Here is a 16,003-nt window from a genome sequence, read left to right on the forward strand (position 1 = left end):
GCGAGATCACCGTCATGATCGGGAAGAGATTGGCCGGTATGTAGAGGATGGCGGCGGTGATCAGCAGGGCCCAGGTTCTGGTGAGGCTGTTGGGCTTGCGTTGATGCAGGGGCGCCGAACAGCGTGGGCAGTCCGCGTCATGGCCTGAAGCGGGCAGGTTCGACACGAGCCAGCAGGATTCGCACAGGGCGGTCGGGCGGCTCGGATCCACCCGGGGAGGATGGGGAGCCACGCCCTTGCGCGCAAAGCTGCGCCAGATGGTTTCGTCGTCCAGGAGGGAGCCGGTCGCCACCGTCACCAGCATCAGCGCCACCACGGCGAACACGGCGGGGCCGAGATCGACGCGCGCGAGATCGATCAGCTTCACATAGGCGACGAGAAGGCCGAGCATATAGACTTCGATCATCGCCCAGCGGCCGACGAAACTGGCGCCGCGATGGACGAGCGGCAGCCAGCGCGGCGGGCGCCGCATCCTCAGCCCGGTCAGGACCGTGAGGCGGGCGAGAATCTGCAGGCCCGGCGCCACCAGCATGGTGAAGGCGACGACGATTCCCAGTTCCCACAATCCCTGGTCGTAGAGCGCCTTGATGCCGGTGACGAGGCTGGCCACCTGCGCGCGTCCGGATATTTCGAGCTTGATGAAGGGCAGGAAATTGGCCATGGCGAAGCAGATGGCACCGGCCCAGCTATAGGCGTAGGCGTGACTCAGCGAGATGGCGCGATAATGCTCCATCGTGGCGCCGCAGCGCGAGCAGCGCGCGCGCATGCCGTCCTTGAGCGGCGGCACGTCATGCAGCAGCCCGCAATCGTGGCACTCCATGATCTGGGTGGAGCTTCGCGTCGTCGGGGTGATCACCCGATCTGTCCGGCCGGCTACCATGTCACCGTTGCACTCGAATCACAAAAGAACTCCGGCCCTGCCGCAACGTCATTTTGCCAATGGAGACGATGAATCTCCCCTGAAGTCTCTCTTCGAGCCGATCGTAAATCCGATGTCTTAATATCGAACGGCTCTTTCCTAAACGTTCGCAAGCGGACGACTGCATTGCCGCCATCAGCCTTTTCCGGATCCCTTTTGTCGCATGCGACGCGAAAAGCCAAGGCTTAGACGGCATAAGAATTATTAAGGCGTCGGCATCGCGGGCACCGAAGCGCTGCGCAGCCTGGTATTGTGAGACGGGATATCTGGACGATTTGGTACCGATCGGGTTAGGCTCCCTCAACATTGAATAAACCATCCGGAGCCGCCATGCCCAAGGTGCCGCTTCATAGCCCCCGCGAGAGGGCGGCGACCCTGATGTGCTGGCACGGCAGGGTCGATCCGCAGCCGCTCGGCGGCGGCATCACCAACACCAATTTCACCGTCGATGACGGCAGCGGCCGCTATGTCGTGCGCATCGGGGATGACATTCCCCTGCACCAGATCAGTCGCACCAACGAGTTGGCCGCCAGCAAGGCCGCCTTCGCGGCCGGCATCTCGCCGGAAGTGGTGCACCACGAGCCGGGTGCCCTGGTGCTGCGCTTCATCGAGGGGCGCACCTTCACGCCCGAGGACGTGCGCGACCCCCGCAACCATCAGGCCATGATCGACCTCATCCGGCGCTGCCATCGTGAGATGCCGCGCTTCTTTCGGGGCCCCGCGGCGATCTTCTGGGTGTTCCAGGTCGTGCGTGATTACGGCCATACACTGAGGGAGGGAGCGAGCCGGCATCTGCAATTGCTGCCGCGCCTGCTGACCGAGAGCGAACGCCTGGAAGAAGGCGTCGGTCCTGTCGATATCGTCTTCGGCCACAACGACCTGCTCGCCGCCAATTTCCTCGACGACGGCAAGAGGCTTTGGCTTGTGGATTGGGACTATGCCGGCTTCAACTCGCCTTTGTTCGACCTTGGCGGTCTCGCCTCCAATTCCGAGCTCGATGCCGCGGCGCGCGAAACCCTGGCGGCGGCCTATTTCGAACGGCCCATCGATGACGGGTTGCGCCGGCGCCTTGCCGCCATGACTGCGGCCTCGCTGCTGCGCGAGACGCTGTGGAGCATGGTGTCCGAGATCCATTCCAGCCTCGATTTCGACTATGCCGGCTATACCGCCGAGAATCTGCGGCGCTACGAGGCTGCCTATCAGGCGTGGCGGGACGAGTAGTCCCTGGGAGCGCGGGCGTCCTCGCCCGCTGTTTCCTCCATGCGTCGTGTTTCCAAGAGCGGGCGAGGACGCCCGCGCTCCCAGGAGATCTCCATGTCCGACCTGCCCACTTCCGCCAAGATCGTCATCATCGGTGGCGGCATCATCGGCTGTTCCACCGCCTATCACCTCGCCAAGATGGGGCTCACGGACGTGCTGGTGCTCGAGCGCGGCAAGCTCACCTCGGGTTCGACCTGGCATGCCGCCGGCCTGGTGGGCCAGCTCAGGACCAATGCCAACATCACCCAGCTCCTCGGCTATTCCGTCGCCCTTTATGACCGGCTGGAGCAGGAAACGGGCCTCGCCACCGGCTGGAAGCGCAATGGCGGCCTCAGGCTCGCCTGCAACCAGGAACGCTGGACCGAGGTGAAGCGGCAGGCCACCACGGCGACCTCCTTCGGCCTGGAAATGCAGTTGCTCAGCCCGAAGGAGGCTCAGGACCTGTGGCCGTTGATGCAGGTGGACGACGTGGTCGGCGCCGCCTTCCTGCCGACCGACGGTCAGGCCTCGCCGTCCGACATCACCCAGTCGCTCGCCAGGGGCGCGCGCATGGGCGGCGTCAGCTTCCGCGAGGGCGTGACCATCACCGGCATCGAGGTCGAGGGCGGCGTCGCCAAGGCCGTGCTTACCGATCGAGGCCGCATTCAGGCCGAAAAGATCGTGATCTGTGCCGGCCAGTGGTCGCGCGAGATCGGCCGTATGGCTGGGGTCAACATCCCCTTGGTGTCGATGCAGCATCAATATCTGATCACCGAGCGGATCGAGGGCATCACCTCCAACCTGCCGACCTTGCGCGATCCCGATCGCCTCACCTATTGGAAGGAGGAGGTCGGCGGCCTGGTGATGGGCGGCTATGAGCCCAATCCGAAGCCCTGGGCCAATACCTCGGCCACCTCGCCATTCGAGTTCCAGCTCCTGGAGAACGATCTCGACCATTTCGAACCACTGATGGAGCTTGCCATCGGTCGTGTGCCCGCCATGGAAAATGCCGGCATCAAGCAGTTCATCAACGGGCCCGAAAGCTTCACGCCGGACGGCAATTTCATCCTCGGCGCGGCGCCGGAAACCCAAGGTATCTATGTCGGCTGCGGCTTCAACGCCTTCGGCATCGCCTCGGGCGGTGGCGCCGGCATGGCCCTGGCCGAATGGGTGGCCAAGGGCGAGCCTCCCTATGATCTGTGGGCCGTCGACATCCGCCGCTTCGGCAAGAACACGCTCGATACCGGCTGGGTGCGCCAGCGGACCATGGAGGCCTATGCCAAGCACTACACCATGGCCTGGCCCTTCGAGGAGTACCAGTCCGGCCGTCCCTTGCGCCGCTCGCCGCTCTATGACCGGCTGAGGGCGCAGGGCGCCGTGTTCGGCGAGAAGCTCGGCTGGGAGAGGCCCAATTGGTTCGCTGCCGCTGGCGAGGACGCCAGGGACGTCTATAGCTATGACCGCCAGAACTGGTTCGCTGCCGTCGGCCGCGAGCATAAGGCCTGCCGCGAGGTGGCCGTGGTGTTCGACCAGACCTCCTTTGCCAAGTTCACCGTGAAGGGGCGCGATGCCGACAAGGCGCTGTCCTGGCTCTGCGCCAACGACGTGGTCAAGAAGCCGGGCAGCCTCAGCTACACCCAGATGCTCAATCGCAAGGGCGGCATCGAGACCGACCTCACCGTGGCCAGGCTCGGGGATGGCAGCTACTACCTCGTCACCGGCACCGGCTTTGCCAGCCATGACTTCGACTGGATCCGGCGCAACGTCCCCGATGGGCTCGATGTCCAGGTCGAGGACGTCACTTCGCAATTTGCCGTGCTGGTGCTGATGGGCCCCAAGGCGCGCGAGATTCTCGGCGGGCTTACGGCTGAGGATCTCTCAAATGCCGCGGCGCCCTTCGGGAGTGCCAGGCCGTTGCACATCGCCGGGGCACGCGTCCTGGCGCTACGCGTGACCTATGTCGGCGAGCTCGGCTGGGAACTGCATGTGCCGATGGAGTTTGCGCTGACGGTCTATGACGCGCTGATGGCAGCGGGTGCTCCGCTCGGCCTGGTCAATGCCGGTTATCGCGCCATCGAATCGCTGCGCCTGGAAAAGGGCTACCGGGCCTGGGGCGGCGAAATCGGGCCGGACCATTCGCCTTTGATGGCTGGGCTCGGCTGGGCGGCGAAGCTGAAGAAGGACATCCCCTTCCTCGGCCGCGAGGCGCTGCTCGACCAGGCCGCCAAGCCGCTGCCGCGCCTGCTCGCGGGCTTCACCGTCGCCGATCCCGAGGTCATCCTGCTCGGCCGCGAAACCATCTATCGCAATGGCAAGCGCTGCGGCTGGCTGGCCTCGGCCGGCTTCGGCTACACGGTGGGCAAGAATATCGGCTACGGCTATGTGCGCGATCCCGCCGGCGTCGATGCCGACTATGTGCTTTCCGGCAGCTACGAGCTCGAAGTCGCCACCGAACGGGTGAAGGCGCAGGTGTTCCTCGAACCGCTTTACGATCCGAAGATGGAGCGGGTGAAGGGGTGAGGGCATATCTTGTGAACCTATGTGGTTCGATTATATTCAAAAAGAACCACATAGGTGCGGCATGAGTGCTTTCACAGTTCGACTCGCAGACGAAACGACGGACAGGCTCGACCGCCTGGCCGCCAAGCTTGATCGCTCGCGATCTTACGTCGCTGCTCGGGCGATTGAAGACTTTGTCGCCCGAGAGTCTTGGCAGCTTGCGGAGATCGAAGCGGGCCTTGCCGATGCCAATCGGGGAGACTTCGCCACGGACGCCGAGGTCGAAACCGTTCTGGCCAAATATCTGCGGTCCTGACGGGCGTGGCAGTCCTGCGTTGGACCAGGCGGGCGCTTGGTCGTCTCGATTCCATAGGCGATCATATTGCTCGTGATAACTCAGCAGCGGCCAAGCGAGTGGTTGCGCGAATTGTGTCGGCAGCCGAGCATTTGAAAGCCAATCCGGCCCTGGGTCGAGCGGGACGGATCGGCGGTACGCGTGAACTTGTTCTGGGCGATATTCTCTATATCGTTGCCTATCGTGTTGCGGACGCCGATATCGAAATACTCACGATTTTACACACGTCGCAGGAATGGCCTGAGGCTCTCTGACCCCCCTCACACTGCCGGCGGGTTCAGGCGGGCAAAGCCTTCCTGGCGGCGATAGGGGAAGTGGGGATAGGCCGCTTCCACGCTGCTGGCCGCGTCGAGCTTTTGGCGCTGTTCCGGCGTCAGGCTCCAGCCGATGGCGCCGAGATTCTGCCTGAGCTGTTCCTCATTGCGGGCGCCGATGATCACCGAGGAGACGGTGGGGCGGCTCGTCAGCCAGTTGATGGCGATCTGCGGCACGCTCTTGCCGGTTTCTGCGGCGACCTCGTTCAGGGCGTCGATGACGCGGTAGAGGCGTTCGTCCTCGACCGGCGGGCCGAAATCGGCGGTCTGGTGCAGACGGCTGCCGGCCGGCAGCGCCTGGCCGCGCTGGAGCTTGCCGGTGAGGCGACCCCAGCCGAGCGGGCTCCAGACCAGGGCGCCGACGCCCTGGTCGAGGCCGAGAGGCATCAGTTCCCATTCATAGTCGCGGCCGATCAGGGAGTAATAGGCCTGGTTTGCGACATAGCGTGTCCAGCCATGCCGGTCGGCGATGGCTAGCGACTTCATGATCTGCCAGCCGGAGAAGTTGGAGACGCCGAGATAGCGGACCTTGCCTGCCTGGACGAGGCCGTCCAGCGTCGAGAGCACCTCCTCGATCGGCGTGCCCGCATCGAAGGCATGCAACTGCAGGAGGTCGATATGGTCGGTGCCCAGGCGGCGCAGTGCAGCCTCGACGGAGCGGATGAGGCGCTCGCGCGAGGTGCCGTAATCGCCGGGCCCGTCGCCCATCGGCAAGGCGGTCTTGGTCGAGATCAGCACTTCGCTGCGCCGGCCCTTGATGGCGGCGCCGAGAACCTCCTCGGATGCCCCATTGGAATAGACGTCGGCGGTGTCGAACAGGGTCACGCCGGCCTCCAGGCAGATGTCGAGAAGGCGGCGCGCCTCCTTCTCATCCGTGGTACCCCAGGCGCCGAATAGCGGGCCGCTGCCGCCGAAAGTGCCGGCGCCGAAACTGAGGACCGGCACTTTCAGGCCGGATGCGCCGAGACGACGATAGTCCATGATGATGTCCTTTCGAGAAACGGAACTAGATCAGGCCGACTGGCCGATGGCCTCGGGATGGCGGTCGAGCGCGGCACTCCACAGCGTCAGCACGAGGGCGGCGGCGACCAAGGCAGCACCGATCAGGGGCGTCATACCCAAGCCGAGCGGTGAAGCCACCACCAGGCCACCGATCCAGGCACCCAGTGCGATGCCGAGATTGAAGGCGGCGATATTGAGGGCAGAGGCGACGTCGACGGCGGCCGGGCGATGGGCCTTGGCAAGCTGCACCACATAAAGCTGCAAGCCCGGCACATTGGCGAAGGACAGGAAGCCGAGGGCTGCCAGCGTCACCAGGGTCAGCATGGGCGAGGTCGCGGTGAAGGCGAAGACGGCCAGCACGGCAGCCTGCAGGGCGAATAGGACGATCAGGGCCTTGGCGGGATTGCGGTCAGCGATGCGGCCGCCGACGAGATTGCCCACGGCGATCGCCGCGCCATAGAGCACCAGGATCAGGCTGACGCTACCGGCGGCAAAGCCGGTGATCTTCTCCAGGATCGAGGCAAGATAGGTGAAGGCGACGAAGGTGCCGCCATAGCCGAGCGCCGTCATGGCGAAGACGAGCAGCAGGCGGCCGCTGCCGAGAACCCGGACCTGATCGATCAGCCTGGCCGGCGGCGCCTTGCGCAGCGTGGCGGGCAGCAGCACGGCGATGGCAATGAAGGCGATCAGGCCGAGGCCCGCGACGCCCCAGAAGGTGGCGCGCCAGCCGAAGCTCTGGCCGATGAAGGTGCCAAGCGGCACGCCGGTAACGATCGCCACCGTCAGCCCCATGAACATCATGGCAATGGCCGAGGCACGACGATCGGGTGCGACAAGATCGGCTGCGATGGTGGCACCCACCGAGAAGAACACGCCATGGGCGAAGGCAGAGAGTACGCGGGCGACCAGCAGCAATTCATAGCTGGGGCTGAGCGCGGCCGCGCTGTTGCCAACGACGAACAGCGCCATCAGGCCGAGCAGCAGGCCCTTGCGGCCAAGACGTCCGGTAAGGGCGGTGAGGATGGGTGCGCCGAAGGTGACGCCGAGGGCGTAGACGCTGACGATCAGGCCGGCGAGCGGCAGGGTGATACCGAGATCGGCGGCGACCGTCGGCAGCAGGCCGACGATTACGAACTCCGTGGTGCCGATCGCATAGGCCGCGATCGTGAGGGCAAGGAGGGCGAGGGGCATGAGAATGGTCCCGATAAGGGTGAATGAGTGTCGGGACCAATATGATCGCTACGCATTGCCACGATAATCCGGCATAATGGGTGAATAGCTTTGAATTGAATTCATAAGAGGCTGTCATGGACAATCGGGCCGGCGAAATGGAGGTGTTCGTCACCGCAGCCGAGTTGCACAGTTTCTCGGCCGCCGGGCGCAAGCTGCATCTGTCCCCCTCGGCGGTGAGCAAGCTCGTTACCAGGATCGAGGACAGGCTCGGCGCCCGCCTGCTGGTGCGGACCACGCGGACCCTGCAGCTCACGCCCGAGGGGGAGACCTATCTCGCGCGCGCCCAGGCCATCCTTGCCGACATCGCAGAGACGGAGCGGATGATTTCGAGCGGTGGCGAGGTCGTGCCATCAGGGCGGCTGCGTGTCAGTGCGTCGGTGGGATTCGGGGCGCGCTGCGTGGTGCCGGTACTGCCCGATTTCCTGGCGCGCTATCCCAAGGTCGAGCTTGACCTCTCCCTCACGGACGAGGTCATCGACCTCGTCGAGGAAAGGGCCGACATCGCGATCCGTTCGGGCCCCCTTCGCGATTCGGGGCTGAAGGCGCGCAAGATCCTGGAAAGCCGGCGGGTGATCACTGCTTCGCCCGGCTATCTCGCCCGTCATGGCATGCCCGACAGGCCCGAGGACCTCGAGGGGCACAATTGCCTGCTGTTCAACTTCCGGCGCGGCCTCGACAGCTGGCCGTTCCGCGACCCCGGCTCGGTCATGGTGCGGCGTGTGCAGGTCACCGGCAATCTCATGGCCAATAATGGGCCGACCATGCGCAAGCTCTGCATGGACGGCCTCGGGCTGGTGCGCCTCGGCCGTTTCCACGTTCAGCCGGATATCGATGCCGGGCTGTTGGTGCCGGTGCTGGAGGACTACAACGCCCTCGACGTCGAGCTGATCCATGCCGTCTTCGTCGGCCATGACCACCTAGCCGCCCGCATCCGCGCTTTCGTGGATTTCCTGGCTGAAAAGATCGGGCGGGAGGAGCGTTGATCCCCTGGCGGTCCCAGGAAACGCAAACACCGGCCCCGCGTGAGTCGGGGCCGGCGTCCTGAATTCCGATCGCGGCTGCCTTACGCCACCTTGGTGGCTGCCTCCGGCTCCGTGCGCAGATAGGTTTCCATGCTGTCGTCGAGCGCCTCCACCCAGCTTGTATGGTGCTTGGGCGCCATGGTGCCGGTCATCAGAGAGCGGTAGCCATGGTCGCGGAAGCCCATGATGTCCTCCATCTTGTGGTGCTCCCACTCCATGAAGGTCTTGTTGGTGGCTTCGATGTCGAACTGGGGATAGTCGGTCTCGGCCAACAGTTCCTTCACATAGTCGCCCTGGTACCAGATCATCTGCTCGGCATTCTCGAGAGTTTCCTCGCGGGCACGCCAGGCGTCGAAATTGGCCTTGAGCTCGGCTTCCGGCGGCAGCTTGATGCGGCCCATCATCACGTCGCGGGCCCACCAGGCCTGCACGTCGAACATGTTGAAGGTGTAGAACTGGTCTTGCATGCCGATGTAGAAGAGCTGCGGGTTCCCGTCGAAAATCACGCCCTTGTAGAGATGGTCGGCCCACAGCCGGTTGGCCGTCTTCAGGCGCAGATCATCCGGCAGGAACGGGAAGTGGTGCTGATAGCCCGTGCACAGGATCAGCGCGTCGACCTCCTTGCTGGAACCGTCGGCGAAATAGGCAGTGCGGTTTTCCAGGCGCTGCAGCAGCGGGCGCTCCTCGAAATTGGCTGGCCATTTGAAGCCCATCGGCTTGGAACGGTAGGTGGTGGTGACGGACTTCGCGCCATATTTCCAGCATTGCGAGCCGATGTCCTCGGCCGAATAGCTGCGCCCGACAAGCAGGATGTCCTTGCCCTTGAATTCCAGGGCGTCGCGGAAGTCATGCGCATGCAGCACGCGGCCGTTGAAGTTCTTCACGCCCTCGAAATAGGGCACGTTCGGCGTGGAGAAGTGACCGGAGGCGACAACGACATAGTCGAACTCCTCGTCATACATGCGGTCTTCGGTGCGTTCATGCGCGGTTACCGTGAACTTCTTGGTGGCTTCGTCGAAGCGCACCATGCGCACCGGCGTGTTGAAGCGCACCCATTTACGCACGTCCGCCTTCTCGACGCGGCCCTTGATATAGTCCCACAGGACCGCGCGCGGCGGGTAGGATGGGATCGGCTTGCCGAAATGCTCCTCGAAGGAATAGTCGGCGAATTCCAGGCATTCCTTGGGGCCGTTCGACCAGAGATAGCGGTACATGCTGCCATGCACCGGCTCGCCATATTCGTCGAGGCCCGTGCGCCAGGTGTAGTTCCACAGTCCGCCCCAATCGGACTGCTTCTCGAAGCAGACGATTTCGGGAATGGAGGCGCCCTTTCGGGCGGCGGATTGGAAGGCGCGGAGCTGAGCCAAGCCCGAGGGACCGGCACCGATCACGGCAACTCTTGTCATATATTCTTCCCCTCTGCCGTTATGGCGGTTGGTTTGAGCGTCTGGATTTCTATACTTATTGGCGCTCCGCCGGCCTCGTTCAAAGCCGTCGCCGCGCTGCTTGGCCGCCGCTGGCCCGATGGGGCTTGCTTGCATGACGCCGGGTGGGAGATGCTCGCCGGCATGCAATCCAAGCTCCGCGAACTTCACTGCGGATAATATTTATTTCCTGACTATAATCTCACCTGCCGCTGTGACAAGTCGGCTCTTCGTTTTTTTGATCTGGCTCCCATCTACGGGAAGAGTCTGCGGAGCGGGCTTGCCATCCCGACATGGTGAGCTTCACCTTCCAAAGGTCAAGTCTCATGGTCTTTGCGAGCGGGCAAGGCATTGCTCGCCGCTTCCCGCGAAATCGAGCCGACTTTCGCAGAAGTACTTGATCGAACATACCATATTTGCGATGGAGGACCCATGTCTGCTCCTGAATCCGACACGCTTCCCAATGCTGCGCCTGGCAAGGTCCTGAGCGAAGCGGCCAAGCGCGCGCTCGTGGAGGCGGCCGAGCGCCGCAAGGCGGAAAAGCCGGTCGAGCGTCCGCGCGAGATCAATGGCCGCGATGGCCCCGAACCCGTGCGTTATGGTGATTGGGAAGTGAAAGGCATCGCTTCCGACTTTTGAAGCCGTCATTGCCGGATGTATGGCAGCGCGTTGATCGCAGAATTGCCGCAAGTATTGCTGAATTGTTTCCGATGTATTCCTATCGGTAAATTCGTCATCACGAATAATTCACGCCTCAGATCTTTCTCGTGAATTGCGAGTGTGGACGCTACGTCGTACCTTCTGGATCATTGCACGCTCGTTTTTCATATGAGTTTTCGAGGAGATGGTCATGAAGATCTTTGCGATTTCTACGATTGCAGCGTTTGGTATCGTTCTTGCCGCTACGGCCGCCAATGCCCATGGCCGTCTGGTTACCGGGCCTGAATTATACGGTGCGCCCGCCTCGGCCCAACAGACGGGTGACAGTGATCAGCGCTTCGGCACCAGCGACAATGCCGTCCGGCCCCGCAAGGTCCATGCCGTCCAGCACGGTGCCCACCGGCTTCCTGACAGCCAAGCCTACTGAACCGCCACGCCGGACGTTTCATCACCTAGGCGTAGAAAGGCGTTCTTTTCCATCAGATCATAGTGAAGTGATATTGCGCGCCGCCCCGCTTGCCGGGGCGGCGTTTTTGTTGTGCTGCCGATTGCATGTTCCTCGGAGATTTCCGCCGGCGATCAAGGCTTGTTAAGCCGGTAGTAACCATAATCGGTGCCAAGATGGCGGGTCGCTTCGTCATGTCTGGTTCCCTCATTGGGAGCCTTCACCTGCAAATTTCCTTGCATAGCCGCCGAATGACCTCTTCCGGCGGGAGTCAAGGGGAGGGTAAAGTGAACTGATTCGGGGGACGGGTTCACGGTCGTGCAGACCGGGAGGCCGCGCCTCCGCGCAAGGCCGGACGTCATGCGCAATGACAGCCGGTTCCCTTTGTGGGCGGGGCCGATCTCCATTCGGTCCGCGGGGCCCGCAAATGTGCGAGGGCAGGGCGCGTCGGTGCCTGCGCCCTTGGCAGACGGGGTCGCAGCAGCCTGGCGGTTTCCGCCCGTCGAAGGACGGGCGAGGCTGTCGCGGTCCTGCCAACGTCGCGTTGCGTTTCAGGGTGAGCGGAACGTCATTCGCCGGCGCCTGTCCGGTACCGAAGGGATTCGTCGAAGCAAGATGCGACAGGACAGACGGCAAGCCAGGCACAAAGGGTGGAGATTCCCAGGCGGACTCCCAAGCAGATTCCTGCTGATCGGGCCACGGACCCGATCAGCAGGAATCTGCAAGATATCAAACACAAGCAGAATTTCCTGGCGAGGCCCATCCGCGGACCTTGCCAGGAAATTCTGCTTGGCCGCTGGCATTTCCTTGACGGCCATGCTGCCCGTATCAGCCGCATTGGCCGCCGATGCCGTGCCGGCGACATCGGGCCTGTTCGGCAATCTCTCCAGTGCCGATCGCCGCATCCTTGCCATGCTGGCTCTGTTCGCCGGCCTGCTGATCCTGGCAACGGGCCTCGCCGTATTCTATCTGCGCGCCCGCAATGCCTGGCTCAAGCGTGACCGTGCCGCCAAGGCTGAAGCGCAGGTGCTGGCCGCCCGCGCCGAGCGTGCCGAAGCCCTGCTGATGTCCGAGCCGCAGCTGATCGCGGTCTGGTCCGGCACTGAGGACCTGCCGCTGCTGTCGGGTGAACTGCCGGGCGTCGCCATCTCTCCCTCCCGCCGCGGCCTGATCGGTACGGGCTGGCTCGATTATCACGATACCCGCACATTGGAGGAGCACATCGCGGCGCTGCGCGGACGCGGCGAGAGCTTCCACATGGTGGCGCGCTCGCGCCATGGCGGTTATGTCGAAGCGGATGGCCGCGCCATTGGCGGTCGTGCCGTGCTCAGGCTGCGCGACGTTACCGGCGACCGCCTGGAACTTGCCCGCCTCGCCGACCGGCATCGCCGCGCCAGCGAGGAGATCGAGGCGATCCGTTCTCTGCTCGACGAGGCGCCGGTGCCGCTCTGGCTGCGCAACGCCAACGACAAGCTGGTCTGGGTCAACAAGGCCTATGCCAGGGCTGTGGATGCCCAGGACGAGAACGACGTCCTCAGCGGTGATATCGAGCTGCTCGACCGGCCGGCGCGCGAGGAGGCCAATGCTGCGCGGCATGATGGCAAATCCTTCCTCAAGCGCGTGCCTGCTGTGGTCGGCGGTGCCAGGCGCACGCTCGACGTGATCGACATTCCCTCTTCCCGCGGCTCGGCCGGCATGGCGATCGACGTCTCGGAAGTCGAGACGATGCGGGCCGATATCGGCCGCCAGATCGAGGCGCATGTGCGCACCCTCGACCAGCTCGCCACCGCCGTGGCGATCTTCGATGCCGATCAGCACCTCACTTTCTACAATGCATCCTTTGCGGCGCTCTGGCAGCTCGACGCGGCTTTCCTGGACGGCAAGCCGACCGACAGCGAGATCCTCGACCGCCTGCGCGCCCAGCGCCGCCTGCCCGAGCAGGCCGACTTCAGGGCCTGGAAATCGAAGCTGCATGAAGCCTATCGCGCCTTCGAACCGGCCGAGCATTGGTGGCATTTGCCTGATGGCCGCACCTCGCGCGTGGTTACCACGCCCAATCCGGCTGGTGGCGTCACCTATCTGTTCGAGGACGTCACCGAGCGCATCGATCTGGAGGCCCGCTACAAGGCGCTGTCGCGCGTCCAGGGCGAGACGCTGGAAAATCTGAAGGAAGGCGTCGCCGCCTTCGGGTCCGACGGCAGGCTGCGCCTGTCCAATCCGGCTTTCGCCGCGATCTGGCGGTTGCCGCAGGAGATGCTGGAGCAGCGTCCTCATATCGACGACGTGGTGTCGCGCTGCTCGGTCCTGTTCCGCGACGAGGCGGTCTGGCAGGCGCTCAAGGGGGTGATCACCTCCTTCGGCGATGCCCGCCATTCCACCGACCAGCGCATGATGCGGGTCGATGGCACGGTCATCGACGTCGCCACTGTGCCGCTACCGGATGGCGGCACGCTGGCCACCTTCACCGACGTCACCGATTCGGTGAATTTCGAGAACGCCCTGGTCGAGAAGAACGAGGCGCTGGAGGAAGCCGCCCGCTTGAAGAACGACTTCGTCCACCATGTTTCCTACGAATTGCGCTCGCCGCTGACCAACATCATCGGTTTCGTGCAGCTGATGGCCGATGGCGCCGCCGGGCCGCTGAACGAGAAGCAGCGCCAATATGCCGGCTATATCAAGACCTCCTCCGACGCGCTCTATGCCATCATCAACAACATCCTCGACCTCGCCACCATCGATGCCGGCGCCATGACGCTCGACCTCGGCAAGGTCGATATCCGCGAAGCCATGCAGGGCGTGGCCGAGGCAGTGCAGCCGCGCCTGGCCGAGACCGGTGTCCGGCTGGAGATGAAGGCGAGCCAGGCCATCGGCAATTTCGAGGCCGACGGCCAGCGCGTGCGCCAAGTGTTGTTCAACCTGCTCTCCAACGCCATCGGTTTCTCGCAGGCAGGCGGCACCGTGACGCTCTCGGCCCTGCGCAAGGGCCAGGAGATCGTCTTCCGCGTCGAGGATCGCGGCCGCGGCATTTCCCAGGCCGTGATCGATCGCGTCTTCGACCGCTTCGAATCCCATGGCGGCTCGAGCGGCCATCGTGGCGTCGGCCTCGGCCTGTCCATCGTGCGCTCCTTCGTGGAGCTGCATGGCGGCACGGTCGAACTGGTCTCCGAGGAAGGCCGCGGCACCATCGTGACCTGCCGCTTTCCGGTCGATGCTTCCGCCCACAGGGAGGCTGCCGAATGATGAAAAGCCTGCCTATCCGCGTGGATCGCGCTCCATACCTCAACGACTATGCTCCGACGATCTGAAGGCCCAGCCCATTGACCGATCTCCTGACCCACCAATGGACCGTCGACCTCCCGAGCGAGGCGGCGACCGAGCTGCTTGCCCGCGACCTGGCGGCGACGCTGCGGGCCGGCGATCTCGTCACCCTCTCGGGCGATCTCGGCGCCGGCAAGACCGCCTTTGCCCGCGCCCTGATCCGTGAGATTGCCGAGGATCCGGAGCTGGAAGTTTCCAGCCCCACCTTCACGTTGATCCAGCTCTACGACACGCCGGTTTTCCCGGTTGTGCATGCCGATCTCTACCGCATCGGCCATGCCAGCGAGCTGGACGAACTGGGCTGGGACGAGGCGCCCGACGGTGCGCTGGTGCTGGTCGAATGGCCTGAAAAGGCCGGCGAGACGCTTCCCGCCGACCGACTCGACATCCGCTTCGTGCATGCCGGCCGCAGCGAGACCGCTCGGCGCGCGACGCTGACGGGCACGGGCGAGTGGTCGTCCCGGCTGCGCCGCTTCTCGCAGACCGGCGATTTCCTGCGCCATGCCGGCTGGCAGGATGCGTCACGTGAACATGTCCAGGGCGATGCCTCGACCCGTTCCTATGCCCGCCTCAGGCGCGGGGACTCCACGATAATCCTGATGAATTCGCCGGCCCGTACCGACCGCACGCCGGTGCGCTACGGCAAGACCTACAGCCAGATCGCCCATATCTCCCAGGATGTGAAACCCTTCGTGGCGATGGCGAAGGGGTTGACGGAGCGCGGCTTCTCGGCGCCGCAGATCCTCAAGGAGGATCTGCTGCATGGCCTGCTCCTGCTGGAGGATTTCGGCACGGACTTCATTGCCGAGGACAACAAGCCGGTTGCCGAGCGCTATGGCGTGGCCATCGACCTGCTCGCCCGCCTGCATGGCATGGAGCTGCCGGATACGCTGCCCGTCGCATCGGCCATCAACCACAAGATCCCGCCCTTCGATCACGGCGCTCTGGATATCGAGGTCGAGCTTCTGATCGAATGGTACATGCCGATGATTGGCGCGCCCCAGTTGTCGCAACGCAATCGCGATCATTTCACGGCGCTCTGGCGCTCGGCCCTCGCGCCCGTCGTCAAGGGCGAGCAGAGCTGGCTGCTGCGTGACGTGCATTCGCCGAACCTGATGTGGCTGCCCCAGCGCGAGGGCATCAAGCGCATCGGCCTGCTCGACTTCCAGGACGCCATGATCGGCCCGCCCGCCTATGACGTGGCTTCGCTTTGTCTCGATGCTCGGGTGAGCGTGGACCAGGAGCTCGAACTCCAGCTCCTGACGCGCTATGTCAAGGCGCGCCGCGGCGCCGATGCGGCTTTCGATCCCGCCGGCTTTGCGCGCGCCTATGCGGTGATGGCGGCCCAGCGCAATACCAAGCTGCTCGGCCTGTTCGCCCGTCTCGACAAGCGCGACGGCAAGCCCGCTTATCTCAAGCATATTCCACGCATCCGAGCCTATCTCGACCGCGCTTTGGCCCATCCCACCTTGGCCGACCTGAGGGAATGGTTTGAGACCTTCGTCTTCGCGATAGAAGCGAAGATGTCATAATACCAAGAGTCATTTTCAATGACTCTTGGTTCCTTCTGACG

Annotated in this window: 13 protein-coding genes; 9 read left to right on the plus strand and 4 right to left on the minus strand. The window is 64.0% G+C overall.

Going from position 1 to position 16,003, the window contains the following annotated elements; genetic code table 11:
• Positions 1-856 (minus strand): paraquat-inducible protein A (locus ACZYTC_RS19735; RefSeq protein WP_488990364.1); only part of this gene is annotated, 856 nt, incomplete at its 3' end.
• 393 nt (positions 857-1,249) lie between these two features.
• Between ACZYTC_RS19735 and ACZYTC_RS19740 the strand changes: the two genes are divergently transcribed.
• The 4 genes from ACZYTC_RS19740 to ACZYTC_RS19755 all read left to right on the plus strand — a co-directional run bounded on the left by ACZYTC_RS19740 (position 1,250) and on the right by ACZYTC_RS19755 (position 5,266).
• Positions 1,250-2,140 (plus strand): phosphotransferase, encoded by an 891-nt coding sequence (locus tag ACZYTC_RS19740; RefSeq protein WP_488990365.1) that lies wholly within the window; start codon positions 1,250-1,252, stop codon positions 2,138-2,140.
• Positions 2,141-2,233: 93 nt separating this feature from the next.
• A complete protein-coding gene (locus ACZYTC_RS19745) occupies positions 2,234-4,678 on the plus strand; it encodes a GcvT family protein (protein ID WP_488990366.1) in 2,445 nt (814 codons plus the stop codon).
• Between the two features lie 61 nt (positions 4,679-4,739).
• Positions 4,740-4,973 carry a CopG family ribbon-helix-helix protein gene (locus ACZYTC_RS19750; RefSeq protein WP_434959733.1) on the plus strand — a complete coding sequence of 78 codons (234 nt, stop codon included), beginning with the start codon at positions 4,740-4,742 and terminating at the stop codon, positions 4,971-4,973.
• 5 nt (positions 4,974-4,978) lie between these two features.
• Positions 4,979-5,266, plus strand: coding sequence for a type II toxin-antitoxin system RelE/ParE family toxin (locus tag ACZYTC_RS19755; protein WP_441770836.1), 288 nt, complete (start codon positions 4,979-4,981; stop codon positions 5,264-5,266).
• Positions 5,267-5,272: 6 nt separating this feature from the next.
• Here ACZYTC_RS19755 and ACZYTC_RS19760 read toward each other — a convergent pair whose 3' ends face one another.
• Positions 5,273-6,307, minus strand: coding sequence for an aldo/keto reductase (locus ACZYTC_RS19760; RefSeq protein WP_441770837.1), 1,035 nt, complete (start codon positions 6,305-6,307; stop codon positions 5,273-5,275).
• A 30-nt stretch (positions 6,308-6,337) separates the two neighbouring features.
• Positions 6,338-7,519 carry an MFS transporter gene (locus tag ACZYTC_RS19765; protein ID WP_481273283.1) on the minus strand — a complete coding sequence of 394 codons (1,182 nt, stop codon included), beginning with the start codon at positions 7,517-7,519 and terminating at the stop codon, positions 6,338-6,340.
• A gap of 116 nt (positions 7,520-7,635) precedes the next feature.
• On the opposite strand from ACZYTC_RS19765, the gene ACZYTC_RS19770 reads away from it, so the two are divergent.
• Entirely contained in the window at positions 7,636-8,544 is a 909-nt protein-coding gene (locus ACZYTC_RS19770) for a LysR family transcriptional regulator (RefSeq protein ID WP_441770838.1), read from the plus strand.
• Between the two features lie 80 nt (positions 8,545-8,624).
• Here ACZYTC_RS19770 and ACZYTC_RS19775 read toward each other — a convergent pair whose 3' ends face one another.
• The gene (locus tag ACZYTC_RS19775; RefSeq protein WP_434958800.1) at positions 8,625-9,989 is read right to left on the minus strand and encodes a trimethylamine monooxygenase; all 1,365 of its coding nucleotides are present in this window, start codon (positions 9,987-9,989) and stop codon (positions 8,625-8,627) included.
• 450 nt (positions 9,990-10,439) lie between these two features.
• Between ACZYTC_RS19775 and ACZYTC_RS19780 the strand changes: the two genes are divergently transcribed.
• The 4 genes from ACZYTC_RS19780 (at position 10,440) to tsaE (ending at position 15,962) form a co-directional block, all read left to right on the plus strand.
• Positions 10,440-10,646, plus strand: a complete 207-nt coding sequence (locus ACZYTC_RS19780; RefSeq protein ID WP_488990367.1) for a DUF1674 domain-containing protein — start codon at positions 10,440-10,442, stop codon at positions 10,644-10,646.
• A 211-nt stretch (positions 10,647-10,857) separates the two neighbouring features.
• Positions 10,858-11,094, plus strand: a complete 237-nt coding sequence (locus ACZYTC_RS19785; protein WP_488990368.1) for a hypothetical protein — start codon at positions 10,858-10,860, stop codon at positions 11,092-11,094.
• 807 nt (positions 11,095-11,901) lie between these two features.
• A complete protein-coding gene (locus tag ACZYTC_RS19790; protein WP_488990369.1) occupies positions 11,902-14,352 on the plus strand; it encodes a PAS domain-containing sensor histidine kinase in 2,451 nt (816 codons plus the stop codon).
• 77 nt (positions 14,353-14,429) lie between these two features.
• Positions 14,430-15,962 (plus strand): tRNA (adenosine(37)-N6)-threonylcarbamoyltransferase complex ATPase subunit type 1 TsaE, encoded by a 1,533-nt coding sequence (gene tsaE, locus ACZYTC_RS19795; protein WP_454811440.1) that lies wholly within the window; start codon positions 14,430-14,432, stop codon positions 15,960-15,962.
• The last annotated feature ends 41 nt before the right edge of the window (positions 15,963-16,003 follow it).

It is taken from the genome of Labrys sp. F242, from assembly GCF_057813875.1.